Genomic DNA, 24,309 nt, shown 5'->3' on the forward strand with positions numbered 1-24,309 from the left:
CGATCGACCTCCTTCCGAGGTACAGAACCAGCCTCCCGCGCGCACGGAATCCCCACAACCCGGATAATCCGCACTTTTCAGCTGTGCAGCGGCAGGCGGTCCTTCATGGAGAGCACGAAGTCCCTGAACGACACCGCGGGGGGTGGCAGCGGACGCACCGCCGACCAGACCAGCGCGAGCTCCCGGCGCGCCGAGGCCGAGGCGAGGGCGAGCTCCACCAGGTCCGGTCGGGGCACCGACGCCGGCGGCAGCACCGCCACACCGAGACCCGCCGCGACCAGGCCGCGCAGCGTCTCCGCCTCCTCCCCCTCGAAGGAGATCCGCGGCGCGAAGCCGGCCTCCGCGCAGAGCGCGTCGGTGATTCGCCGCATGCCGTAGCCCGGCTCCAGGGTGACGAAGGGGTCCTGCGCCACCTCCTCCAGTCGGACCCGACGACGTCCCGCGAGCCGGTGGTCGGTCGGGACGACCAGGCAGAGCCGCTGATCACCCATCCGACGCGACGTCAGTTCTGTTCCCTCGGGGCGGGGTGAGAGCAGGCACAGGTCCAACTCGCCCTCGCGCAGCCGGTCCAGCATCGAGTCGGTGTAGTCCTGCACCAACTGGAAGCGCACCCGCGGGTACTCCGCCCGGAAGCCGCGCAGCAGCATGGGCACCGCCTCCGAGCCCATCGTGTGCAGGAAGCCGAAGGTCACCCGCCCGCCGGTCGGGTCCGCCTCCGCCCGCGCGGCGTCGGCGCCCCGCTCCAGCTCGGCGAGGGCGCGCTCGGCCGAGGCCAGAAAGATCCGCCCGGCCCGCGTCAGCCGGACCGCGCGGCCCTCGCGGGAGAGCAGGGCCACGCCCAGCTCCGCCTCCAGCCGCGCGACGGCCCGACTCAGTGTCGGCTGCGGCATGCCCAACTCCACCGCCGCGCGGGTCACGTGCTCCCGGCGCGCCACGGCCGCGAACTGCGCCAGCAGCGGCGAGAGCAGCGCGGCGGGTGACGTGGGCGACAGCTCCGCCTGCTCGGCGGGCAGGGACAGCGGCTCCGAGCTGCGGTCATACGTCATGGCATCGATTGTCGCCCATTCATGTATTGGACGCATCAATGGGCCCGTCCTAACGTCATCACCATGCCAGCGGTCGCATTCACAGCAGCCAGAGCCAGCACCCCCGCCGATGTCCGCCACCTCCCCGGCTCCCCCGGCCTTCGGCGCACCCAGCTCGCGCTCTTCGGCGCGGGCCTGGCGACCTTCCTGCTGCTCTACTCGACCCAGGCACTGCTGCCCTCCCTCTCCTCGAGCCTGCACCTGACGCCGAGCCAGGCGAGCTGGACCGTCTCGGCCGCGTCGATCGGGCTGGCGGTCGCGGTGATCCCGATCAGCGCCATGTCCGAGCGCTTCGGCCGGACCAGGATCATGACGATCTCGGTGTTCGCCGCCGTCGCCATCGCCCTGGTCCTGCCCTTCACCGGCGACCTGGCCACGCTGACCGCCCTGCGCGCGCTCCAGGGCGTCGCCCTGGCCGGCCTCCCGGCGACGGCGATGGCCTACCTCGCCGAGGAGGTCCACCCCTCCGCGCTGGCCTCGGCCATGGGCCTGTACGTCGCGGGCAACTCCATCGGCGGCATGAGCGGCCGGCTGCTCTCCGGCGTGGTCGCCGGCTCCTACGGCTGGCGGGCGGGGCTCGCGTCGGTGGCCGTCGCGGCGCTGATCTGCGCGGTCGCCTTCCGGCTGCTGATCCCCCGCGCGCGGTGCTTCCGTCCCGGCCCGGTCAACCCGCGCGCCCTCTGGCGTACCGTCACCGGCCACGTCGCCAACCCGCTGCTCGCGCGGCTCTTCGCACTCGGGCTGCTCTTCATGACCGTCTTCGGTGCGGTCTACACCGTGCTGGGCTACCGCCTGGTCGCCGCACCCTTCGGACTCCCGCAGGGCGTCGCGAGCTCCATCTTCGTGGTCTACCTGGTCGGCACCGTCGCCTCGGCCGCCAGCGCCCGCGTCGGCGCCCGGCTCGGCCGCCGCGGCGCGCTCTACGCGGCGGTGGCCACGACGACCGTGGGCCTGCTGCTCACCCTCCCGGAGTCGCTGCCGCTCACGCTGATCGGGCTGGTGCTCATCACCGCCGGGTTCTTCACCGGCCACTGCGTCGCCTCAGCCGCGGTCGGCCGCACCGCGACCCACGGCCGCGCCCAGGCCTCCGCCCTCTACCTGGCGGCCTACTACGTCGGCAACAGCCTCGGCGGCGCGGCGGGCGCGGACGCCTACCACTCCGTCGGCTGGGGCGGCACGGTCGCCGTCGCCCTCGCCGCGATGGCCCTCGCGGGCTGCGTCACCGCCTACGGCACGGTCTCCGCCCGTCGGCACCCTCAGGCGGCGTTGGGGTAGGAGTGGGCGTCGGTTGAGTAGGTGTGGCCGGTGGGGGCGGTCCAGGTGACGGTGTTGGTGGCCGGGTCGTGGTGAACCTGCCAGCCCGCGCGGTGCTTGGTCAGGTGGTGGCGGCGACACAACGCGATCAGGTTCTCCGGCGTCGTCGGGCCCCCGGCCTGCGGGTTCTCGTGGTCGAACGGGCGCACGTGGTCCAGGTCGCAGCGGGCGGCGGGACGCGGGCAGCCGGGGAAGCGGCAGTACGCGTCGCGGGCCACGACGTGCCGCTGCACCTCGGCGGTGGGCCGGTAGCAGGTCGGGTCGGTCTTGACGACCCGGCCGGTGCCGGGCTCGGTGATCAGCCGCCGCCACACACTGCCCGGCGCGAACGCGAGGGCCTTGGCCTGGCCGGGAGTGAGCGGACCGTAGCCCTTGAGGTCGGCGGGCTCGCTGCCCTCGCCGATCAGCGTGTCGAACGGGACGGTTACCACGATCGTGGCACGGGGGGAACCTGTCCCGTTTTCCGGGACAAATCCAGCATTCAACATCCCGGCCCGGGTGACCAGTTCGACCAGCGCGTCCGCCCGCCGCTGCGGCAACGTCCGCCCGTCCCCCTCCAGCGAACGGGCGTGCGCGTCCACAGCGGCGTCGACCATGGCGGCGTCCTCGGCCGCGAGCAGCGCCCCGTACCAGGCCATCCCGTCCGGCTCCGCCCGCAGCGACGTCCTGCGCTCACGCCGCGCGGACGCGTGCCGCTGCTCGGCACCCTCCGGGTCGGCCTTGAGCACCGCGCGGGCCACCGCCTTGCGCGTCGCGGACACGACCTGCTCCGGCATCCGCCCCACCACCAGCGCCTCCACCCGCGCACACGCCGCATCGTCGAGCTGCGCGGTCAGCTCCCGCACCACCCGCGCGTGCATCACCTGCACCCGCCCCTGCGCCAGCAACCCCAGCACCGCCGGGAACCGGGACGCGATCTGTGACGCCTCCCACAACCTGGCCCCCGCCGTATCCGGCGTCACCCGCAACGCGCACGCGACCTGCTCCCGGGTCTCCTGGAAATCCGCCAGCGCGTCCGGCGCCCCCGGAATGCACGTCAGCGGACGCTCCTCCAACCCGGCCAGCAGCCGGATCTCCATCGCCTGCAGCCACCCCACATGCCGCTGCACCGCCACCAGAGCATCCACCCGACCCACCGCCGACAGCCCCTCAGCGTCCAGCCCGTCCAGCAGCGCCGCGCTCCCCGCCCCAGGCACCACCCGCGCCAGCCACGCCGCCAGCGCATCCCCCTGAAGCACCATCAGAACCACCCCCTGACCTGCTGATTTCGTACACCAACAGCCTATCCGGCAGCACTGACAACACCCCCGAACTGGTCCGGATGGGTGAGGTCTCGTCAGAGGCGGCGTCGTCCGGGGTACTGCTCTGTGGACCCATGCGCCGAGCGAAGAGGTGTCCCATGCCGTCTGGCGAAACGCCCACCGACACCCAGCCCGCGCCCGCCGCTGAGCCCTCGGCGGAGGGGGCGCGGCGGCGTCGGCTTCGCTGGGTCGCGCTCGGGACGGCCGTGGTGCTCGTCGGCGGGACCGGCTACTGCATCCAGGACGCGCTCGCCGCGCCCGGCGCCGGCGGCACGCAGACGAAGCTGGCGCGCTGGGGCCGCTGCCACGGGCTGAGCGCCGTCGTGGATCTGGTCGACAACCGGCACCAGCACTCCGCCGCGCCCGTCAGCTGCAACGCCGTGGCCACCGCGTTCGCACACCCCGCCGCTCGGCCCAAGCCGAAACCGAAGCCGACGCCGACGGTCCCGCCGATCCCCCTCCACGCCTCCGTCCGACCACTCGTCAGCCCTGCCCTCCCCGGCGAGGGGGTCTTCACACCGCTCACCTTGGTGAAGGGCCAGCCCGCCGTCCAGAGCGCCACCGTGCGCCCGGACCCCTGGAACACCGACTTCATGGTCGGCATCGTCTGGATGAAGCAGCACGATCTCCGCTTCGACCTGCACCCCGGCGTCTCCGAGCCCGGCGGCAACTGGAACATTCCGGCGACCGTCCCGCTCAGCCAGCGCACGGGCCTCGTCGCCACCTACAACGGCGGGTTCAAGGTGTCCAACGGTGATTCGCACGGCGGTTTCTACCTCGCCGGTCAGACCATCGGCGACCTCCGCGACGGCGCGGCGTCCGAGGTCTTCCACCGCGACGGCACGGTGAGCGTCGGCGTGTGGGGGCAGGACGCCCGAATGGCGCCCGACGTCGTGGGCGTCCGGCAGTGCCTGGTCCCGCTGGTACGGAACGGTGCGGTCACCGATGACGCCCTCTACGGCGGCGTGAACACCTGGGGCCTGACCGACGGCGGCAATTCCGTCGTCCCCCGTTCCGGCGTCGGCATCGACAGGAACGGGAACCTGATCTACGTCGGTGGCCGCGCGCTGACGGTCCAGTCGCTCGCGACCATGCTTCAGCGCGCGGGCTCGGTCACGGCGATGATGCTGGACATCAACCTCAGCTGGCCGTCCTTCATCACCTACGACGCCACCAAGAGCCCGCACGACCCGGTCCCCCACAACCTGGTCAACTTCGTCCGCGCCCCCACCCGCTACTACGACTACTCCAGCCGCGACTTCGTGGCCGTTTACGCCAAGCCGTGATCCTCATGAGCTCGTTACACTCAGTACATGAGCATTGACGCCACCACGTACGCCAGGCTCCGGGAGATCGCGAACGAGCTGCCCCAGATCCCCGGGATAGGGCGCGTGGAGATCGCACACGGCGAGATCGTCATGATGATGTCCCCGGTCAAGCGTCACGAGCTCGCGGTGCTCAAGCTCAGCCGGCAGCTCAATGACCAGTTGCCGGCGACCCACCCGGACTTTGTCGCCCACGGGGGAGCCGATCTGGAGGATGTCGGCCTGGGGCGCCTGCGTCGGCCGGACATCATGGTGTTCCCCGAGGCAGCCCTGATGGAAGCGGACGCCGCTTTCCACCCGTCTGAGGTTCTCCTCGTCGTCGAGATCGTCTCGAAGTCGAACCCCGAGAACGACTACGAGGACAAAGTCCTCGACTACGCCGCCATGGGCATCCCGCTCTACCTGCTGGTCGACCCGCGCGACGGCACGGGGATCATCCACTCCCAGCCCAACTACACGAGCCGCCTGCCCTTCGTCTTCGGCGACACGATCAAGGTCGGCCCGTGGCAGCTGGACACGAACGTCCTGCTGACCTACGGGCCGAAGGCTTGAGCGTGCCGGATCAGGCGATCCGGTCCAGCACGATCGGGGTCGGCCGGAAGGCGGTGCCCGCCGGGGCGACCGTGACGGCCTCGGGACCGGCCAGCGCCTCGAGCGCGTACTCGAAGCGCTCCGGGGTGTCCGTGTGCAGGGTGAGCAGCGGCTGACCGGCCGTCACCTGGTCGCCCGGCTTGGCGTGGAGCTCGACGCCCGCGCCCGCCTGGACCGGGTCCTCCTTGCGGGCGCGGCCCGCGCCCAGACGCCAGGCGGCGACGCCGACGGCGTACGCGTCGAGGCCGGTCAGCAAGCCGGAGGCGGGCGCGGTGACGACGTGCTGCTCGCGGGCGACCGGCAGCGCCGCGTCCGGGTCACCTCCCTGGGCGGAGATCATGCGACGCCAGTGGTCCATGGCGGAGCCGTCCTTGAGCGCCGTCTCAGGGTCCTTGCCGCTCACGCCCGCTGCGGCCAACATCTCCCGTGCCAGAGCCAGCGTCAGCTCCACCACATCCGCCGGGCCTCCGCCCGCGAGGACCTCGACCGACTCCCGCACCTCCAGCGCGTTGCCGGCTGTCAGACCGAGCGGGGTGCTCATGTCCGTCAGCAGTGCGACTGTGTTGACGCCGGCTGCCTTCCCCAGACCCACCATGGTCCGGGCCAGCTCCTGCGCGTCGCCGAGCTGCTTCATGAACGCGCCCGAGCCGACCTTCACGTCCAGGACCAGCGCGCCCGTCCCCTCCGCGATCTTCTTCGACATGATCGAGGACGCGATCAGCGGGATCGCCTCGACGGTCCCCGTCACGTCGCGCAGCGCGTAGAGCTTCTTGTCGGCCGGAGCCAGCCCGTCGCCCGCCGCGCAGATGACCGCGCCGGCCTCGCGCAGCACGTGCATCATCTCGTCGTTGGAGAGCAGCGCCCGCCAGCCGGGGATCGACTCCAGCTTGTCCAGCGTTCCGCCGGTGTGGCCGAGGCCGCGCCCGGAGAGCTGCGGCACGGCCGCGCCACAGGCCGCGACGAGCGGGGCCAGCGGGAGGGTGATCTTGTCGCCGACCCCGCCCGTGGAGTGCTTGTCACTGGTGGGCAGCGGCAGCGAGGAGAAGTCCATGCGCACGCCGGACCGGATCATCGCCTCGGTCCAGCGGGAGATCTCGCGCAGGTTCATGCCGTTGAGCAGGATCGCCATCGCGAGGGCGGACATCTGCTCGTCGGCGACCTCGCCGCGGGTGTAGGCGTCGATCACCCAGTCGATCTGAGCGTCGGTCAACTCGGCGCGGTCGCGCTTCGCGCGGATGACGGAGATGGCGTCCACGGAGACTCCTGACGTGCGGAAGGAACTATGCGGAAACTCTACGCGCGTAACCAGCGGTTGCAAGCGTCAGGGGCGCGAGGCTCTGCTTGATCAACTGCCCGCGCGAGAAGCCACCGACGAACGGATGGTCCTCAATGCGCCAGAGCCTCGCGCCCCTCGGCTACAGCCGCTCGGGCCCGAACGCGTCCGGCAGCAGTTCGGCCAGGGGCCGGATCCCGCTGACCGACTCCACGATCAGCTCCGCGCCGCCGTGCTCCCACAGCAGTTGCCGGCAGCGCCCGCAGGGCATCAGCGGCGCGCCGTCACGGTCGCAGCAGGTGAACGCCACCAGCCGCCCACCGCCGGTGGCATGCAGCGCGGACACCAGCCCGCACTCCGCGCACAACCCCAGCCCGTACGACGCGTTCTCGACGTTGCACCCGCTGATGATCCGCCCGTCCTCGACCAGCGCGGCCGCGCCCACCGGGAAGCCGGAGTACGGCGCGTACGCACGCGTCATGGCCTCCCGCGCCGCGGCCCGCAGCGCGTCCCAGTCGACCGAAGGCGAAGGCGCGGTCACTTGCCCTGACCCTTGCGGTAGGGCATGCCGTCCGCCTTCGGCATGCGCAGGCGCTGCGAGGCGAAGGCCAGCACCACCAGCGTGATGACGTACGGCGAGCAGTTGACCAGGGCCGGCGCCACCTCGTGGGTGGTCCCGTACCAGAGCCAGAAGACCCCGGCGAAGACCACGTAGACGACGGCCTGGCGGTACGCCTTCGACAGCGCCTTGCGGATCGCGATCGCGGCCAGCAGCACCGCCACGCCCAGCAGCAGCGCGTGCACCGCGTCGCTGCCGCGCAGCTGGAGGCTGTCGGTGTAGCCGAACAGCATCGCGCCGAGCGAGAGCCCGCCGACGCGCCAGTTGCCGAAGATCAGCGCGGCGAGACCGATGAAGCCTCGACCACCGGTCTGGCCGTCCTGGTAGACGTTCGACGAGACCATCACCATGAAGACGCCGCCCAGTCCGGCCAGCGCGCCGGAGACGACCACGGCGATGTACTTGTACTTGTAGACGTTGACGCCCAGCGACTCCGCCGCGATCGGGTTCTCACCGCAGGACCGCAGGCGCAGACCGAACGGCGTGCGCCAGAGCAGGAAGTACGTGCCCACCATCAGCGCGGCCGCGAGGACCGTCAGCACGGACAGGCCGGTGACGAAGCCGCCGAGGATGCCGGCCACGTCGGAGACGAAGAACCAGTGGTGCGCCTCCAGCTTCGTCAGCCATGGCGAGACGCCGGGGATGTTCCACGACGACAGCGCGGCGAGCGGCGGCGACTGCTTCGAGCCGACCACCTTCTGGAAGGTCTGCGAGGCCAGGTACTGGGTGGATCCCAGGGCCAGCAGGTTGATGGCCACACCGGAGACGACGTGGTCGACGGTGAAGGTGACGGTGACCAGAGCGTGCAGCAGTCCGCCGAGCGCGCCGCCGAGAATCCCGGTCAGCACGCCCGCCCAGGCGCCCCAGTGCCAGGAGCCCCAGGCGCCGAAGAAGGTCCCTAGGATCATCATGCCTTCGAGGCCGATGTTCACCACGCCGGAGCGCTCGGACCAGAGGCCGCCCAGACCGGCCATGCCGATCGGCACGGCGAGGGCCAGGGTGCCGGCCACCTGGCCGGAGGAGGTCAGGTCGGTCGCGCTGGTGAGGGCGCGCACCGCGGAGACGCCGATCAGCGCCAGGGCGATGAGGAAGTAGACCGTCGAGCGGCGCATGCCGACCCGCTTGCCGTCCTGCTTGTCGTTCTTGACGACAATGCTCGACGTGCTCATGCCGCCGCCTCCTTGTTCTTGGAGCCGGCCGCCTGCGCAGCCGCGGCCGCGAGTTCGCGGCCGACCCGCGACTGCTGGCGTTTGAGCCCGTAGCGGCGGACCAGCTCATAGGCGACGACCACCGAGATGACGATGGTGCCCTCGATGATCAGGGTGATCTCCGGCTGGAAGCCGTCGAAGCCGAGCTGGTTCGAGGCGCGGTCGAAGGCACCCCACATCAGCGCGCCCAGAGCGATGCCGATGGGGTTGTTGCGGCCGAGCAGTGCGATCGCGATGCCGGTGAAGCCGATCCCGGGCGGGAAGGTCAGGTTGTAGCTGCCCGCGTCCTGCAGCAGTTCGGGGATTCCGGCCAGTCCGGCCAGACCGCCGGAGAGCAGCAGCGCGGTCAGGATCATCCGCTTGACGTTGACCCCGGAGGCCTGCGCGGCACCGTCCGACTGACCGGCGGTACGCAGGTCGAAGCCGAAGCGGGTACGGGACAGCAGCAGGTGGAAGCCGACGCCCAGGACGACCGCGATGATGACGAAGCCCCAGATCTGGCCACCGTACGTGCCGATGGTGAAGAACATGGCGTCCGCCGGCAGCGGCTTGGTGCTGACGTTGTTGCTCCCGGGTGGCTGGTACCCGAGGGTGTTGGTCTGGAGCAGGTAGGCGATCAGGTTGATCGCGATGTAGTTCAGCATGATCGAGGCGATGACCTCGTTCACGCCGCGGGTCACCTTCAGCACCGCGGCGATGCCGGCCCAGAGCGCGCCGGCGAGGACGCCGACGAGGATCGCCAGGATGATCTTCACCGGCCCTGGGGCGCTGACCACACCCGCGACATAGGCCCCGAAGAAGGCGCCGATCCGATACTGACCCTCGACACCGATGTTGAACAGGTTCATCCGGAAGCCGAGCGCGACCGCCAGGCCGGCAAGGAAGTAGGTCGTTGCCCGGTTGAGGATGGCGACCGTCGAGTCCGGATGGATGTCGTAGCTGAAGATGTCGCTCAGCGCGAGCGTCGGGCTCTTGCCTGAGATCAGCAGCACGACCGAGGTGACCAGGGCTGCGAAGAGGATCGCCAGCACCGGCGCGGCGACGGCCAGGCCGATCCGCTCCCAGTCCAACCGGTCGAAATAGGCGCGGATGCGGGAAGACCCACCTCCCGCGCTGCCGGCGTTCTGATTGTCGCTCATGCTCACTCCCCCGCCTCGTGGTCGGCGTCGGTGTAGTCGGTCGGGGGCTCGGTCGGGGTCTCTTCGATGTGGCCCGTCGCCGCACCGGTCATCGCGGTGCCGAGCGCCTCCGGCGTGACGGTGCTCGGGTCGGCGTCGGCAACCAGGCGGCCGCGGTAGATGACGCGCAGGGTGTCGGACAGGCCGATCAGCTCGTCCAGGTCGGCGGAGATCAGCAGCACCGCCATGCCCTCGCGCTGCGCGGTGCGGATGTGGTCCCAGATCTGCGCCTGCGCGCCGACGTCGACACCGCGGGTCGGGTGCGAGGCGATGAGCAGCTTGGGGCTGTGGCTCATCTCGCGGCCTACGATCAGCTTCTGCTGGTTGCCGCCGGACAGGGACGAGGCGGTGACCTCGATGCCGGGGGTGCGCACGTCGTACTCGCGCACGATCCGCTCGGTGTCCTTGCGGGCGGCCTTGGGGTGGATCAGCCCCTTGCTGCCGCTGGGCTCCTCCGTGACGTGACCGAGGATCCGGTTCTCCCAGAGCGGGGCCTCCAGCAACAGGCCGTGGCGGTGGCGGTCCTCGGGGATGTAGCCCATGCCGGCCTCGCGTCGGGCGCGGGTATGCACGTGGGTGAGGTCCTGGCCGTCGAGCTGGATCAGGCCGGCGTCGGGCTTGCGCATGCCCATGATCGCCTCGACCAGTTCCGCTTGGCCGTTGCCCTCGACCCCGGCGATGCCGAGGATCTCGCCCTTGTGGATGGTCAGGTTGATGCCGCTGAGCAGCGTGCGCTCGATGCCGTCCGGATCGACCTCGACCAGGCCCAGGCTCTCGACCTGCAGCACCGGCACGGTCGTGACCGTCGACTCGCGCGACTCGGGCGAGGGCAGCTCGCTGCCGACCATCATCTCGGCCAGCTGCTTGGCCGTGACCGCGTGCGGATCGGCGTCGCCGACCGTGGTGCCGCGGCGGATCACGGTGATCGCGTCGGCGACGGCGAGCACCTCGTTCAGCTTGTGGGAGATGAAGATGACGGTCAGGCCCTCGGACTTGAGCTCGCGGAGGTTCGCGAAGAGCGCGTCCACCTCCTGCGGGACCAGCACGGCCGTCGGCTCGTCCAGGATCAGCGTCCGGGCGCCGCGGTAGAGGACCTTGAGGATCTCCACGCGCTGCCGGTCGGCCACACCCAGGTTCTCCATCAGCTCGTCCGGGCGGATGCCCAGGCCGTACGCGTCGGAGATCTCGGTGATCTTCGCTCGCGCCTTGCCGCCGATGCCGTACAGCTTCTCGGCGCCGAGGACGATGTTCTCCAGCACGGTCAGGTTGTCCGCCAGCATGAAGTGCTGGTGGACCATGCCGATGCCGCGGCCGATCGCGTCGGCGGGCGAGTGCAGTTCGACCTGCGCGCCGTCCACGGTGATGGTGCCCTCGTCGGGGCGCTGCATCCCGTAGAGGATCTTCATCAACGTCGACTTGCCCGCACCGTTCTCACCGACGAGAGCGTGCACGGTGCCGCGTTGAACCGTGAGATTGATGTCGTGGTTGGCCACGACGCCGGGGAACCGCTTGGTGATGCCGCGCAGTTCGACTGCGGGCGCTCCGGCGGCCTGCGGGGTGGGGGCGTTGATGGCGCACTCCTGGGGAGAGTTACGGCGGGTGAAGCAGAGTCTCTCCCTCCGTGGACGGAGGGAGAAGACACAGGGAGAAGGGGGGTTGCTCACCCGATCGATCCGGGTGTGCGAACCCCCCTTCCTACCGCCTCACGGAGGTGAGGTCAGCGGTCCTGAGAAGGTGTCAGGACGTGGTGGTCGGAACGGTGACCTTGCCGGAGATGATGTCCGCCTTGGCCTTCTCCAGCTGGGGCTGGATGTCGTTGACGAAGCCGCCGGAGGTGGCGTAGCCGACGCCACCCTTGGCCAGCGAGAACTGCTGGGTGCCGGTCAGCGGCGTGCCGTCGTGGATCGACTTGATGTAGTCGTAGACCGCGACGTCGACGTTCTTGAGCGCCGAGGTCAGGATGCTGTTCTTGTACGGGGCCAGCGCAGGCAGGTTGTGCTGGTCGGAGTCGACACCGATGGCCCAGGCGCCCTGCTGGGTGGCGACGGCCTGGATCGAACCGTCACCGGAGGAGCCGGCGGCGGCGTAGATCACGTCGGCGCCCTGGGAGAGCATGCCCTGCGCGGCGGCCTTGCCCTTGTTCGGGGAGGCGAAGCCGGAGAAGTCGCCGGCCGGCGACAGGTACTTGACGATGATCTTGTCGTTCGGCTTGACCGACTTGACGCCGGCCTGGTAGCCCGCCTGGAACTTGTGGATCAGCGGGACGTCCACGCCCCCGATGAAGCCGACGGTGTTGGTCTTGGACTTCAGCGCGGCGGCGACGCCGACCAGGTAGGAGCTCTGCTCCTCGGTGAAGACCAGGTTGGTGACGTTCGCCGCGGTGTTCGAGGCGTCGTCGACGATCGCGAACTTGACGTTCGGGTACTTCGCGGACTCCGTCTTGACGGCGTTCGCGTAGTTGAACCCGATCGCGACGATCGGGTTGTAGCCATTGGACGCCAGCGAGTCGAGCTTGGCGGCGCGGTCGGCGTCGGACTCGCCGGTGACGGCCTGGAGCTCCTTGAACTGAACGCCGTAGTCCTTGACGGCCTTGTCCAGGCCCGCGGCGGCGGAGTCGTTGAAGGAGTGGTCCCCACGGCCGCCCACGTCGTAGGCGATACCGACCTTGAGGCTGGACGAGGAGGCGGAGCCCGCGGAAGAGCCGCCCGAAGGCGTAGACGAAGACGAAGTGCTGTTGCTGCCACAGGCGGCGAGAGCGGTGACGCTGAGAGAGCCGCACAGCAGAGCCGCGGCGAGCTTGGTAACCCGGCGCAAGGGAATCACTCCTTGGTCGACGCGCACCTGGTTCGGCGCGGATTGGATGCGACGTTAACGCGCGTAGAACACGTTTGTGTTACGGCCACGGGGCCGTTATCAGATCGTCGCATTTCTGCCATCCCGGCCGATGCGAACAAGTCGGGGCAAACGGATGAATTCGCTCCGGTTTCCTGCTCGGTTTCCCCTCTGCCTACCCCAGTGCGAGGCGCGCGAAAAGCTCCGCGCCGACTCCGATCGCCCGCTCGTCCGCATCGAAGCCGCCCTGGTGCAGGTCGCGCACGCCCTGCTCGTCGGGCGCCCGGACGCCGAGGCGGGCCAGGGCGCCGGGCACCTCCTGGAGGTACCAGGAGAAGTCCTCGCCACCCAGGCTCTGCTCGGTCGGCTCGATCGCCTCCGCGCCGAAGGACGCCGTCATCGCCCGCTCGATCATCCCGATCGACTCCGCCTCGTTGACCACCGGCGGGACGCCGCGGCGGTAGTCCAGGACCCACTTCGCCCGATGCGTCTCGGCGATCTGCCCGACCAGCTCGTCGATCGCGCCCGGCGCCTCGCGCCAGCCGGCCTGCTCCAGGCAGCGGACCGTGCCCTCCAGCTCCGCGTGCTGCGGGATCGCGTTGGCGGCCGAGCCGGAGGCGATCCGGCCCCAGACCAGGCTGACCCCCCAGCGCGGGTCCATCCGGCGCCCCAGCGCGGAGGGGAGCTCGCTTGCCACCTTGGCCACGGCCGTCACCAGATCCGTGGTCAGGTGCGGCCGCGCGGTGTGACCGCCGGGGCCGTCCAGGCTGAGTTTGAGCAGGTCGCAGGCGGACGTGATCGCACCGACCTTGAGGCCGACCTTGCCGACCGCGACACGCGGGTCGCAATGCACCGCGAAGATCCGCTCCAGACCGTCCAGCACGCCTGCCTTCAGCACATCGAGCGCGCCGCCGGGCATCTGCTCCTCGGCCGGCTGAAAAACCAACCGCACGGGGCGCCGGAGGGCGCCGGACCGGGCGGCCTCGGCGAGCACCAGACCGGCGCCGAGGACCACGCTGGTGTGCACGTCGTGCCCGCAGGCGTGGGCGCGGCCGGGGACCGTCGAGCGGTAGGGGACGGTGAGCGGCTTGGCGTCGTCGATGGGCAGCGCGTCGATATCCGCGCGGAAGGCCATGACGCCCTCGGCCGCGGAACGCCCTTCGGGCACGATGTCGCAGAGCAGCCCCGTGCCGCCGGGCAGCACGCGCGGCGCGAGGCCGACCTGCTCCAGGCGCGCCTTCACGACCGCGGTGGTGCGGAACTCCTCCCGCCCCAGCTCGGGGTGCATGTGCAGATCGCGCCGGAACGCGATCAGCTCGGGCTGGAGGGCTTGGACGCGGGACCGCAGGTCATTCCACTCGCTCACCTCCACAAGGCTACGGCCCTGAGGCGGATGTGGCAGGGGATCACGGAAATTCATTCCGCCGGACGAGAAGGTTGTCGCCCGCTCGGCGCATGGTTCCGCCGTGGCGGGGTAGATAAGCCTTTTCACGCAGCTTTCAACGAGTCACTGCGTCCAGAGGCAACTACCTCCAGGGGCGCGAGGAACTGCGCGAGGAACCACCCTGTGCGGATGGCCCTGTCCGTTGAGGACCATCCGCATGCCGGTGGCTTGTCGCGCAGTTCCTCGCGCCCCCGAGGTAGTGCAACTTCCCTTGTCAGAAGCTGTCGACAGGGACGTACGTGCCCCAGACCTCACGAAGCGCGTCGCACGTCTCCCCCACCGTCGCGCGAGCGGCCAGCGCCTCCTTCATCGGGTAGAGCACGTTCTCGCCCTTGCTCTCGGCCGCCCGCTGCAAGGCGGAGAGCGCGCGGTCCACGGCCGCGCTGTCGCGGTCGGCGCGCAGCTTGGCCAGGCGGTCGGCCTGCTGGAGCTCGATCGCCGGGTCCACCCGCAGCGGCTCGTACGGCTCCTCCGCGTCCAGCTGGAAGCGGTTGACGCCGACGACGGTCCGCTCGCCCGAGTCCGTCTGCAGCGCGACCTGGTACGCGCTGCGCTCGATCTCGGACTTCTGGTAGCCGCGCTCGATGCCGGCGACCGCGCCGCCCATCTCCTCGACCTTGTTCATCAGCTCGACCGCCGCCGCCTCGACCTCGTCGGTCATCTGCTCGACGACGTAGGAGCCGGCGAAGGGGTCGACGGTCGCGGTCACGTCGGTCTCGTACGCCAGCACCTGCTGCGTCCGCAGCGCCAGCCGCGCGGACTTCTCCGTCGGCAGCGCGATGGCCTCGTCGAAGCTGTTCGTGTGGAGCGACTGCGTCCCGCCCAGCACCGCGGCCAGCGCCTGCACCGAGACGCGGACCAGGTTCACCTCGGGCTGCTGCGCTGTCAGCTGCACGCCCGCCGTCTGGGTGTGGAAGCGCAGCATCTGCGACTTGGGGTTCTTGGCCTTGAACTCCTCCTTCATGACCCGCGCCCAGATCCGGCGGGCGGCACGGAACTTGGCCACCTCCTCCAGCAGGGTGGTGCGGGAGACGAAGAAGAACGAGAGCCGGGGCGCGAAGTCGTCCACGTCCATGCCCGCCGCGATCGCGGTGCGGACGTACTCGATGCCGTTGGCCAGCGTGAACGCGATCTCCTGCGCGGGCGTGGCTCCGGCCTCGGCCATGTGGTAGCCGGAGATGGAGATGGTGTTCCAGCGCGGGATCTCGGCCTTGCAGTACTGGAAGATGTCCGAGATCAGGCGCAGGCTCGGCTTGGGCGGGAAGATGTACGTCCCGCGCGCGATGTACTCCTTGAGCACGTCGTTCTGGATCGTGCCGGTCAGCTTGTTCGACGGCACGCCCTGTGCCTCGCCGACGAGTTGGTAGAGGAGCAGCAGCAGCGAGCCGGGCGCGTTGATGGTCATCGAGGTGGAGACCTCACCCAGCGGGATGCCGCCGAAGAGCACGCCCATGTCCTCGACGGAGTCGATGGCCACGCCGACCTTGCCGACCTCACCGGAGGCGATCTTCGCGTCGGAGTCGTAGCCCATCTGCGTCGGCAGGTCGAAGGCGACCGAGAGACCCATGGTGCCGTTGGCGATCAACTGCTTGTAGCGGGCGTTGGACTCGGCGGCGGTGCCGAAGCCGGCGTACTGCCGCATCGTCCAGGGCTTGCCCGTGTACATCGACGGGTAGACGCCGCGGGTGAACGGGTACTGGCCGGGCTCCCCGAGCTTGGTCGCCGGGTCCCAGCCCTCCTGGGCGGCCGGTCCGTAGACGGGCTCGATGGGCAGTCCGGACTCGGACAGGCGGGACATGGGGGTCCTCCGCGACTCTGGTGAGGCTCTGGTGAGGGTGTTAGCAGCGATTAACGTCTGCTTCGCTACGTACGGTAATGATGCGCGCCAGTGAGGAATAGTCGCATCCTCTGGGAGCTTGCTCACATCAGACGAAGGCCATTGGAGGAACGGATCACATGACGGTGCAGAAGGTCGCGGTCGTCACCGGCGCCAGCAGCGGTATCGGCGCGGCGACGGCCCGGGGGCTGGCCGCTGCCGGTTACCGGGTCGCCCTGGTCGCCCGCCGGGCGGACCGGCTGGAGGCGCTGGCCAAGGAGATCGGCGACGCCGCGAGCGTGCACGCAGTGGACGTCACCGATCGCGCTGCGGTGGACGCGTTCGCGGCGGGGCTCACCCACGTGGACGTCCTGGTCAACAACGCCGGCGGCGCGTTCGGCGCGGACCCGGTCGCCTCGGCGGACCCGGCGGACTGGCAGCGGATGTACGAGGTGAACGTGCTGGGCGTGCTGCACGTCACCCAGGCGCTGCTGCCTGCGCTGCGCGCGAGCGGGGACGGCACGATCCTGGTCCTCTCCTCGACGGCGGCGCTGGCGACGTACGAGGGAGGCGGCGGCTACGTCGCGGCGAAGATGGGCGCGCATGCGATCGCGGGGACGCTGCGTCTGGAGCTGGTGGGCGAGCCGGTCCGGGTGATCGAGATCGCGCCGGGCATGGTCAAGACGGACGAGTTCGCGCTGACCCGCTTCGGCGGCGACGCGGCGAAGGCCGCGGCGGTCTACGCGGGCGTGGCGGAACCGCTCACTGCGGAGGACGTGGCGGACACCATCGTCTGGTCGGTGACCCGCCCCTCCCACGTGAACATCGACCTCCTGGTCGTCCGACCCCGCGCCCAGGCCGCGAACCACAAGGTGCACCGCAGCTGACGCTGGGGGCGCGAGGCTGCGACAAGCCACCGAGGTGGTGAGTCCCCGAACGCGCAGGGCCATCCGCACAGGGTGGTTGCTCGCGCACGCAGTTCATCGAGCAGAGCCTCGCGCCCCCGAGGTGGTGCAACTTCCCCGAGCCCGAACGGTGCACGCCGTGCCGTTCACCTTGCTGACGCCGTCTCATAATTCGGCCGTAGGGGTCTCGACTTAATACCCCGTGCGAGTGAATCCTGGTCTCGGGCGTCGTTGCAGCAGCGGCCCCGGCGTCTATGACAGTGCCGACGCTGTCGGCAGCAAGCCCTAACCTCAGGGGCTTCCGTCCGTCCGCCACCCGCAGTCCGAGGAGGACCCGCTGGCCAGGCCGCCGATCCCGCCGCAGTCCCAGTCCACACCGACGCCGCCCGTGCCCGGGCTCGACCGGCTCAACGAGGCCACGCCCGGCGCCGCTGAGGAGGCCCTGCTGGCCTGCTGTGGAAGCCGCCGTTGGGCGATAAGGATCACCGCGCACCGGCCGTACCCGGACGTCGACTCGCTGCTGGCCGCCGCCAGCGAGGCGTCGTACGACATGTCGCATCGCGACCTGACCGAGGCGCTCGCCGACGAGAGCTGCATGCCGCAGCCCCTGCTGGGCATGCGCGCGCCCGGGAGCAACGCCGCGCGGACCGCGCTGCGCGCCGCGCACGCCGCGTACGAGGCGCGGTTCGGGCACGTCTTCGTGGTCTGTCTGGACGACTGCCCGCCGGAGGAAATGCTGGACAGAGTGCTCGCCAGCATCCGGACCCGGCTCGCCAACGACCCGGACGAAGAGCGCAGCACCACCGCCGAGGAGCTGCGGCGGATCAGCATCAGCAGGCTCGCTCATCTGGTCGCGTCTCACGCCTCGGCGGCTTCGTGAGACGGCGGGGTGAGATCGCCCACATCGGTCTGATCCGGCAGTCACGCCGGAGCTGACAAAGTCCCAGGCGAAGTCCCTGAAAATCGGGACGAAAGTCCTCCGCTTCGCCGAATCCGGTGATCATCTGAGTGGATCTGGGGCCGCCGCACGGCCCCCAACAGGCCCGAGGGCCCCCCGCCTGGCTACGATGGCCGCGGCCGGTGGACAAGATCCGGCCGGGCCGACCGACACCGACGTTGCCGCCGAGCTGCTCGGGCGACCCCCGCCCCGCTCCCGGAGGGTTCTTCCGTGCCGGCTGGAACGCTGTACCGCGGCCGGGAAGGCATGTGGTCCTGGGTGGCTCATCGAGTCACTGGCGTCCTCATTTTCTTCTTCCTGTTCGCCCACGTCCTCGACACCGCTCTCGTCCGCGTCTCCCCGCAGGCGTACAACAGCGTGATCGCGACGTACAAGACGTGGCCCGTCAACCTGATGGAGTACGGCCTCACCGCCGCCATCCTCTTCCACGCGCTGAACGGCCTCCGGGTCATCGCGGTGGACTTCTGGGCCAAGGGGCCGAAGTACCAGGCCCAGATGCTGTGGACCGTCGTGACCGTCTGGGTCCTGCTCATGGCGGGTGCGTTCTACCCGATCCTGCAGGAGACCCTGAAGAACTGGTTCGGGTGATCGAGAGATGACAACCGACTCCATCGGCAGCGTCGAGCTGACCGACTCCAGCGCTCCGACGGACCCGACCGCGTTCCTGATCGAGCCGCCGCGCAAGCGCACCAAGACCACCTCGGGTCGCCGCAGCCGGACCAACTTCGAGATGCTGGCCTGGCTCTTCATGCGCCTGTCCGGTGTCGTGCTGGTCTTCCTGATCCTGGGCCACCTGATCATTCAACTGTTCCTCGACGGCGGCGTGACCAAGATCAGCTTCGCCTTCGTGGCCGGCCGCTGGGCCTCGCCGTTCTGGCAGGCCTGGGACCTGCTCATGCTCTGGCTCGCCATGCTCCACGGCGCCAACGGCATGCGCACCGTCATCAACGACTACGCCGAGCGCGACACCACTCGGTTCTGGCTGAAGGTCCTGCTGGTGACCGCCACGGTCTTCACCGTGCTGCTGGGCACCCTGGTGATCTTCACCTTCGACCCGAACATCAGCTGACGCGGACGGACGAGGCAGCAAGAGACATGCAGATTCACCAGTACGACACCGTCATCGTCGGCGCCGGCGGCGCCGGCATGCGCGCCGCGGTCGAGGCGACCAAGCTCAGCCGCACCGCGGTGCTGACCAAGCTCTACCCGACCCGCTCCCACACCGGCGCGGCCCAGGGCGGCATGGCCGCCGCCCTCGCCAACGTCGAGGACGACAACTGGGAGTGGCACACCTTCGACACCGTCAAGGGCGGTGACTACCTGGTCGACCAGGACGCCGCGGAGATCCTGGCCAAGGAGGCGATCGACGCCGTCCTCGACCTGGAGAAGATGGGCCTGCCCTTCAACCGCACGCCGGAGGGCCGGATCGACCAGCGCCGCTTCGGCGGCCACACCCGCAACCACGGCGAGGCGGCCGTGCGCCGCTCCTGCTACGCGGCGGACCGCACCGGCCACATGATCCTCCAGACGCTGTATCAGAACTGCGTCAAGGAGGGCGTGGAGTTCTTCAACGAGTTCTACGTCCTCGACCTCCTCCTCACCGAGGTCGACGGGGTCAAGCGCACCGCCGGCGTCGTCGCCTACGAGCTGGCCACCGGCGAGGTGCACCTCTTCCAGGCGAAGTCCGTCATCTTCGCCTCGGGCGGCAACGGCAAGTTCTTCAAGGTGACCTCCAACGCGCACACCCTGACCGGTGACGGCCAGGCCGCCGCGTACCGTCGCGGTCTGCCGCTGGAGGACATGGAGTTCTTCCAGTTCCACCCGACGGGCATCTGGCGGATGGGCATCCTGCTCACCGAGGGCGCCCGAGGCGAGGGCGGCATCCTGCGCAACAAGGACGGCGAGCGCTTCATGGAGCGCTACGCGCCGGTCATGAAGGACCTCGCGTCCCGTGACGTCGTCTCCCGCGCGATCTACTCGGAGATCCGGGCCGGTCGTGGCTGCGGCCTCAACGGCGACCACGTCTACCTGGACCTGACCCACCTGCCGCCGGAGCAGCTGGACGCCAAGCTCCCGGACATCACCGAGTTCGCGCGCACCTACCTCGGCATCGAGCCCTACACGGACCCGATCCCGATCCAGCCCACCGCGCACTACGCCATGGGCGGCATCCCGACCAACAACGAGTCCGAGGTCCTCCTCGACAACACGACCGTTGTCCCGGGTCTGTACGCCGCAGGTGAGGTCGCCTGCGTGTCGGTGCACGGCGCCAACCGCCTGGGCACCAACTCGCTGCTCGACATCAACGTCTTCGGCCGCCGCGCGGGCATCGCCGCCGCGAAGTACGCCGAGACCGCCGAGTACGTCGAGCTGCCGGAGAACCCGGCCGCGCAGGTCATCGAGCAGCTGGAGCACATCCGCACCGCGACCGGCACCGAGCGCGTCTCGGACATCCGCAGCGCGCTGCAGGAGTCGATGGACACCAACGTGTCCGTCTACCGGACCGAGGAGACCCTGAAGCAGGCGGTGGCCGACATCGCCGAGCTGAAGGAGCGCTACAAGAACATCTCGGTGATGGACAAGGGCAAGCGGTACAACACCGACCTGCTGGAGGCCGTCGAGCTGGGCAACCTGCTCGACCTCGCCGAGGTCACCGCGACCTCGGCGCTGGCCCGCAAGGAGTCGCGCGGCGGTCACTACCGCGAGGACTTCCCGACCCGTGACGACGTCAACTTCATGCGCCACACCATGGCGTACCGCGAGGTCGACGCGCAGGGCAACACGACCGTGCGCCTGGACTACAAGCCGGTCGTGGTGACCCGCTACCAGCCGATGGAGCGTAAGTACTGATGAGCACCCCCACCATCGAGGACACCACCCCCCACTCGGCCGCGCTGGACGCCGCCGAGTCGGGCAAGGTCGAGCTGATCTCCATCACCCTCCGCATCCGCCGGTTCAACCCGGAGGAGCACCCGGACGCGGTGTGGGTCGACTACACGCTCACGGTGGACCCGAAGGAGCGCGTCCTGGACGCGATCAACACGGTCAAGTGGGAGCAGGACGGCACGCTGACCTACCGTCGCTCCTGTGCGCACGGTGTCTGCGGCTCCGACGCGATGCGGATCAACGGCAAGAACCGTCTTGCCTGCAAGACCCTCATCAAGGACGTCAACCCGGAGAAGCCCATCACGATCGAGCCCATCAAGGGCATGACGGTCCTCAAGGACCTGATCGTGGACATGGACCCGTTCTTCCAGGCGTACCGCGACGTGATGCCCTTCCTGATCACCAAGGGCAACGCGCCGACCAAGGAGCGGATCCAGTCGGAGGCGGACGTCCAGCGCTTCGAGGACACCACCAAGTGCATCCTCTGCGCCGCGTGCACCTCCTCCTGCCCGGTGTTCTGGAACGACGGCCAGTACTTCGGTCCGGCCGCGATCGTGAACGCCCACCGCTTCATCTTCGACTCGCGTGACGAGGGCGCGGAGCAGCGGCTGGAGATCCTGAACGACCGCGAGGGCGTGTGGCGCTGCCGCACGACCTTCAACTGCACCGACGCGTGCCCGCGTGGCATCGAGGTGACGAAGGCGATCCAGGAAGTGAAGCAGGCGCTGATCAAGCGTCGCTTCTGAGCGTCCCCCAGAACAACGGAGGGCGGGTCACCGGTCGGTGGCCCGCCCTCCGTGTCTTTCCCGTTACCTGGCACCGGCACCGGCCCGCGCGCGATCCTTCGCACCTCCGGTACGGGCCGGGGGGACCGGATCGGTGGCCGGTCCGGTGCTGCGCAGCAGGGCCCGGACCACGCCCGCGAAGACCGCGAGCCCGAACAGCACCAGGCTGTTGCCGACCAGCCACTGCGCCGCCGTCCAGTGCAGGTCGCGTCCGTCCTGGTGCGGACCGAGCAGCACCAGCGAGGTCGGCAGCGGCGGCTGACGACGGGACCAGTAGCCGTGCGGGTCCAGCGCGAGGGGCCAGCAGAGGGTGACCGCAAGTCCGGCGAGCAGCGTCGCCCAGGCCAGCCTGCGCCGCGGCGGCCGCCACTGCAGGAGCAGGTGGTGGCCCATCAGCAGCAGTGCGGGCACCGCCCAGACCCAGTGGTGCGTCCACGAGATCGGGCTGACCAGCAGGCCGATCCCGCCGCAGAGACAGACCGCGAGCAGCCGCTGCCCGCGCACCTCCGCGCGGCGGGCGGCCAGCAGGCCGAGGACGAGCACGGCCAGACTCAGCACCGCCCAGAGCAGCGAGGCGGCGCGCCCGTCCCCGAGGGTGCGCAGCAGCAGCGCGCGCAGCGACTGGTTGGCCGCGTCGGCGAGCGAGACGTGGCTGTTGATGCGCTGCGGCAGGCCGATGGTGTGGAACCAGTAGGTTCGGGCGGCCTTCGGCAGCGCCAGCGCGCCGACGACCACGGTGGCGGCGAAGGTCGCCGAGGCCACGGCGGCGGCCCGCCAGCGTCGGGTGACCAGGAAGTAGAGCACGAAGAGGCCTGGCACCAGCTTGACTCCTGCGGCCAGCCCGATCAGCACGCCCTTGCTGCGGAAACGGTCCGGCAGAGCGCAGTCGACGAGCACTGCCGCCAGCAGCACCAGGCTGACCTGCCCGAAGAAGATCGTCCGCTCGACCGGCACCAGCCACAGCGCCACGCCACCGGCGGCCAGCAGGAGTCCGGTGGCGCCCGCGCTGAACCTGCGGCCCAGCAGCGACCAGGAGGCGGCCAGCACGGCGAGCAGCGCGAACTGGTCCAGCACGACCGCGAGGTGCTGCAGGCCGTGCAGGCCGAGCGGGGCGAGAGCGAGGAAGGCGAGCGCGGCGATCGGCGGGTAGATGAAGGGGCCCGGCCAGGGCCCGAACTCCTGTGCGTAGAGGGCCTGCTGGCCGTGATGGAGACTCAGCACGGCGCCGTAGTAGGTGGCCAGGTCGGGCGTCGCGGCGCCCATGAAGGGCCAGTGACGCACCATCAGCGCCCGCAGCAGCAGCGAGCCCGCGTAGCCCGCCGAACCCAGGACCAGCAGTCGGCGGCCCGAAAGCGGGCGCAGCTGCCAGATCGCCGCGGAGACCCAGCCGCGCCGGACCGCCCAGACGGCCACGGCCAGCACGAACGCGAGCCCGCTCAGCACGATGGCGTTGCCCACCAGCCCTTGGACGAAGGTCCAGCGCAGCTCACCGGAGCGGCGGTGCGGCGCGAGCCAGAAGAGGCCGAGCGGCTGCGGCCGCTCGTGATGGCGCGAGTGCAGCGGCAGCCGCAACGGCCAGGCGGCGAACCAGAGGCAGTAGGCCGCCGGCAGCAGCCACCGCGCCGCGCTCCTGATCCGGGCGCGGAGCCGCAGCGCCGCGTGGGCGGCGAGGGCGAGGCCCGGGACGACCCAGACCCAGTGGTGCGACCAGGCCACCGGCGAGACCAGCAGGCTGAGCACGCCGCACAGGATCGCCCCGGCCAGCTCCCCCGCCCGGCCGCCCCTGCGGGCGATCAGCGCCGCCAGCGGCAGGCCGAACACGACCAGGGCCGCGCAGCAGGCGATGTCCAGCAGGCGGGTGTCCGGATGGCTGCCGTAGAGGCGGATCAGCAGGCCGCGCAGGCTCTGGTTGTTGATCGCGAACAGACCGATCCTGGCGTTGACCGCGCTGCTGATCCGTCCCAGGTTCCACCAGTAGGTGGCCGAGGCGGAGGGCAGCAGCGCCCAGCCCAGCAGTACCGTTCCCGCGGCGACCACCCCGGCCCGGACGGCCGCCCGGTACTGCCGGGTCAGCAGCAGGTGCAGGACGAAGAGCCCCGGCGTCAGCTTGATGCCCACCGCGATGCCGGTGCCGACGCCGCGCCAGCGCGAGCCGCGTGGCAGCGCGAGGTCGACCAGGACCAGGGCGAGCAGCAGCAGATTGACCTGACCCCACATCAGGGTCCACTGCACCGGCTCCAGCCAGAGCGCCAGCCCGGTCGTCAGCAGCACCGCCCCGGTCCTGGCCGGACCACGCCGGTAGCCGAGCAGCCGCCAGGACGCCCAGGAGGAGGCCAGCAGCGCGAGCAGGCTCAGCGTCAGCATCGCGGCGCGCACGGTGTCGAAGCCGAACCAGGAGCCGGGCAGGAAGAGCAGGGCGGCGAAGGGCGGGTAGATGAAGGGCAGCCGGGCCGGGCCGAAGTTCGCGGTGTACAGCCGGTGCTGCCCGTGGTGCAGCGAGCGGGCGCCGTCCCAGTAGACCCGCAGGTCGCCCTGCTGCCACTGGGCGTACGGCCATGCCTTGATGCTCCACCACCACAGCGCCACCGCCAGCGTCAGCACGCCCGCTCCCAGAGCCGCGAGGAGACGGGGGCGCGTCAGCGGGCGCAGGCGGCGGAGTGGGAGGGCGAGAACGTCTGGCATCACGGGCTCTGACTCCGGTTGTCGTTCGGGGCTCCGGGACGGTGAGCTCCGTTCAAGAACTACGACATTGGTCAACGCGAACGGCGCATTCGCGGTCACCTGGGTCA

The 24,309-nt window shown here is 70.2% G+C and carries 20 protein-coding genes; 9 read left to right on the forward strand and 11 right to left on the reverse strand.

The genetic code is table 11. The annotated features are described in order from the left end of the window. Nucleotides 1-77: 77 nt before the first annotated feature. Nucleotides 78-1,046, reverse strand: a complete 969-nt coding sequence (locus ABIA32_RS06635; RefSeq protein ID WP_370092916.1) for a LysR family transcriptional regulator — start codon at nt 1,044-1,046, stop codon at nt 78-80. Between the two features lie 63 nt (nt 1,047-1,109). Between ABIA32_RS06635 and ABIA32_RS06640 the strand changes: the two genes are divergently transcribed. Then, on the forward strand, nt 1,110-2,360 hold the full coding sequence (locus tag ABIA32_RS06640; RefSeq protein ID WP_370092917.1) for an MFS transporter: 1,251 nt from the start codon (nt 1,110-1,112) through the stop codon (nt 2,358-2,360). Here ABIA32_RS06640 and ABIA32_RS06645 read toward each other — a convergent pair. Beyond that, nucleotides 2,342-3,640, reverse strand: coding sequence for a DUF222 domain-containing protein (locus ABIA32_RS06645; RefSeq protein ID WP_370092918.1), 1,299 nt, complete (start codon nt 3,638-3,640; stop codon nt 2,342-2,344). The genes ABIA32_RS06640 and ABIA32_RS06645 overlap by 19 nt on opposite strands. A 158-nt stretch (nt 3,641-3,798) precedes the next feature. On the opposite strand from ABIA32_RS06645, the gene ABIA32_RS06650 reads away from it, so the two are divergent. After that, complete coding sequence (locus ABIA32_RS06650; protein ID WP_370092919.1) at nt 3,799-4,986, forward strand: phosphodiester glycosidase family protein; 1,188 nt, start codon at nt 3,799-3,801, stop codon at nt 4,984-4,986. Nucleotides 4,987-5,013: 27 nt separating this feature from the next. Beyond that, complete coding sequence (locus tag ABIA32_RS06655; protein WP_370092920.1) at nt 5,014-5,577, forward strand: Uma2 family endonuclease; 564 nt, start codon at nt 5,014-5,016, stop codon at nt 5,575-5,577. A gap of 10 nt (nt 5,578-5,587) precedes the next feature. Here ABIA32_RS06655 and ABIA32_RS06660 read toward each other — a convergent pair whose 3' ends face one another. The 8 genes from ABIA32_RS06660 to ABIA32_RS06695 all read right to left on the reverse strand — a co-directional run bounded on the left by ABIA32_RS06660 (nt 5,588) and on the right by ABIA32_RS06695 (nt 15,968). Further along, the gene (locus ABIA32_RS06660; protein WP_370092921.1) at nt 5,588-6,871 is read right to left on the reverse strand and encodes a thymidine phosphorylase; all 1,284 of its coding nucleotides are present in this window, start codon (nt 6,869-6,871) and stop codon (nt 5,588-5,590) included. 160 nt (nt 6,872-7,031) lie between these two features. Continuing rightward, nucleotides 7,032-7,430 carry a cytidine deaminase gene (locus ABIA32_RS06665; RefSeq protein ID WP_370092922.1) on the reverse strand — a complete coding sequence of 133 codons (399 nt, stop codon included), beginning with the start codon at nt 7,428-7,430 and terminating at the stop codon, nt 7,032-7,034. Continuing rightward, entirely contained in the window at nt 7,427-8,677 is a 1,251-nt protein-coding gene (locus ABIA32_RS06670) for an ABC transporter permease (RefSeq protein ID WP_370092923.1), read from the reverse strand. The genes ABIA32_RS06665 and ABIA32_RS06670 overlap by 4 nt, the downstream gene beginning before the upstream one ends. Continuing rightward, nucleotides 8,674-9,807, reverse strand: coding sequence for an ABC transporter permease (locus ABIA32_RS06675; protein WP_370093159.1), 1,134 nt, complete (start codon nt 9,805-9,807; stop codon nt 8,674-8,676). The genes ABIA32_RS06670 and ABIA32_RS06675 overlap by 4 nt, the downstream gene beginning before the upstream one ends. A gap of 50 nt (nt 9,808-9,857) precedes the next feature. Next, nucleotides 9,858-11,465, reverse strand: coding sequence for an ABC transporter ATP-binding protein (locus tag ABIA32_RS06680; RefSeq protein WP_370093160.1), 1,608 nt, complete (start codon nt 11,463-11,465; stop codon nt 9,858-9,860). Nucleotides 11,466-11,631: 166 nt separating this feature from the next. Then, nucleotides 11,632-12,708 carry a BMP family protein gene (locus tag ABIA32_RS06685; protein ID WP_370092924.1) on the reverse strand — a complete coding sequence of 359 codons (1,077 nt, stop codon included), beginning with the start codon at nt 12,706-12,708 and terminating at the stop codon, nt 11,632-11,634. 193 nt (nt 12,709-12,901) lie between these two features. Then, a complete protein-coding gene (locus ABIA32_RS06690; RefSeq protein ID WP_370092925.1) occupies nt 12,902-14,146 on the reverse strand; it encodes an amidohydrolase in 1,245 nt (414 codons plus the stop codon). 238 nt (nt 14,147-14,384) lie between these two features. Beyond that, nucleotides 14,385-15,968, reverse strand: coding sequence for a methylmalonyl-CoA mutase (locus ABIA32_RS06695; RefSeq protein WP_370092926.1), 1,584 nt, complete (start codon nt 15,966-15,968; stop codon nt 14,385-14,387). A 158-nt stretch (nt 15,969-16,126) separates the two neighbouring features. On the opposite strand from ABIA32_RS06695, the gene ABIA32_RS06700 reads away from it, so the two are divergent. The 6 genes from ABIA32_RS06700 to ABIA32_RS06725 all read left to right on the forward strand — a co-directional run bounded on the left by ABIA32_RS06700 (nt 16,127) and on the right by ABIA32_RS06725 (nt 21,481). Further along, entirely contained in the window at nt 16,127-16,873 is a 747-nt protein-coding gene (locus tag ABIA32_RS06700) for an SDR family oxidoreductase (RefSeq protein ID WP_370092927.1), read from the forward strand. A gap of 406 nt (nt 16,874-17,279) precedes the next feature. Then, complete coding sequence (locus ABIA32_RS06705; RefSeq protein WP_370092928.1) at nt 17,280-17,771, forward strand: 2-oxo-4-hydroxy-4-carboxy-5-ureidoimidazoline decarboxylase; 492 nt, start codon at nt 17,280-17,282, stop codon at nt 17,769-17,771. Between the two features lie 288 nt (nt 17,772-18,059). Beyond that, entirely contained in the window at nt 18,060-18,437 is a 378-nt protein-coding gene (gene sdhC, locus ABIA32_RS06710) for a succinate dehydrogenase, cytochrome b556 subunit (protein ID WP_370070962.1), read from the forward strand. Nucleotides 18,438-18,444: 7 nt separating this feature from the next. After that, nucleotides 18,445-18,918, forward strand: a complete 474-nt coding sequence (locus ABIA32_RS06715; protein WP_370092929.1) for a succinate dehydrogenase hydrophobic membrane anchor subunit — start codon at nt 18,445-18,447, stop codon at nt 18,916-18,918. Nucleotides 18,919-18,944: 26 nt separating this feature from the next. Next, complete coding sequence (gene sdhA, locus ABIA32_RS06720) at nt 18,945-20,699, forward strand: succinate dehydrogenase flavoprotein subunit (RefSeq protein ID WP_370092930.1); 1,755 nt, start codon at nt 18,945-18,947, stop codon at nt 20,697-20,699. Then, on the forward strand, nt 20,699-21,481 hold the full coding sequence (locus ABIA32_RS06725) for a succinate dehydrogenase iron-sulfur subunit (RefSeq protein ID WP_370092931.1): 783 nt from the start codon (nt 20,699-20,701) through the stop codon (nt 21,479-21,481). The genes sdhA and ABIA32_RS06725 overlap by 1 nt, the downstream gene beginning before the upstream one ends. 63 nt (nt 21,482-21,544) lie before the next feature. On the opposite strand, the gene ABIA32_RS06730 is transcribed toward ABIA32_RS06725, so the two are convergent. Further along, nucleotides 21,545-24,202, reverse strand: coding sequence for a glycosyltransferase 87 family protein (locus tag ABIA32_RS06730; RefSeq protein ID WP_370093161.1), 2,658 nt, complete (start codon nt 24,200-24,202; stop codon nt 21,545-21,547). Nucleotides 24,203-24,309 lie beyond the last annotated feature (107 nt).

Source organism: Streptacidiphilus sp. MAP12-20, assembly GCF_041262525.1.
GTDB lineage: Bacteria > Actinomycetota > Actinomycetes > Streptomycetales > Streptomycetaceae > Streptacidiphilus.

What these genes read in the sequence shown, in the direction of transcription:
- ABIA32_RS06635 (WP_370092916.1), bottom strand. Translation starts at nt 1,046, where the DNA reads ATGACGTATGACCGCAGCTCGGAGCCGCTGTCCCTGCCCGCCGAGCAG.
- ABIA32_RS06640 (WP_370092917.1), top strand. Translation starts at nt 1,110, where the DNA reads ATGCCAGCGGTCGCATTCACAGCAGCCAGAGCCAGCACCCCCGCCGAT.
- ABIA32_RS06645 (WP_370092918.1), bottom strand. Translation starts at nt 3,640, where the DNA reads ATGGTGCTTCAGGGGGATGCGCTGGCGGCGTGGCTGGCGCGGGTGGTG.
- ABIA32_RS06650 (WP_370092919.1), top strand. Translation starts at nt 3,799, where the DNA reads ATGCCGTCTGGCGAAACGCCCACCGACACCCAGCCCGCGCCCGCCGCT.
- ABIA32_RS06655 (WP_370092920.1), top strand. Translation starts at nt 5,014, where the DNA reads ATGAGCATTGACGCCACCACGTACGCCAGGCTCCGGGAGATCGCGAAC.
- ABIA32_RS06670 (WP_370092923.1), bottom strand. Translation starts at nt 8,677, where the DNA reads ATGAGCACGTCGAGCATTGTCGTCAAGAACGACAAGCAGGACGGCAAG.
- ABIA32_RS06690 (WP_370092925.1), bottom strand. Translation starts at nt 14,146, where the DNA reads ATGAATTTCCGTGATCCCCTGCCACATCCGCCTCAGGGCCGTAGCCTT.
- ABIA32_RS06695 (WP_370092926.1), bottom strand. Translation starts at nt 15,968, where the DNA reads ATGTCCCGCCTGTCCGAGTCCGGACTGCCCATCGAGCCCGTCTACGGA.
- ABIA32_RS06700 (WP_370092927.1), top strand. Translation starts at nt 16,127, where the DNA reads ATGACGGTGCAGAAGGTCGCGGTCGTCACCGGCGCCAGCAGCGGTATC.
- ABIA32_RS06715 (WP_370092929.1), top strand. Translation starts at nt 18,445, where the DNA reads ATGACAACCGACTCCATCGGCAGCGTCGAGCTGACCGACTCCAGCGCT.
- sdhA (WP_370092930.1), top strand. Translation starts at nt 18,945, where the DNA reads ATGCAGATTCACCAGTACGACACCGTCATCGTCGGCGCCGGCGGCGCC.
- ABIA32_RS06725 (WP_370092931.1), top strand. Translation starts at nt 20,699, where the DNA reads ATGAGCACCCCCACCATCGAGGACACCACCCCCCACTCGGCCGCGCTG.
- ABIA32_RS06730 (WP_370093161.1), bottom strand. Translation starts at nt 24,202, where the DNA reads ATGCCAGACGTTCTCGCCCTCCCACTCCGCCGCCTGCGCCCGCTGACG.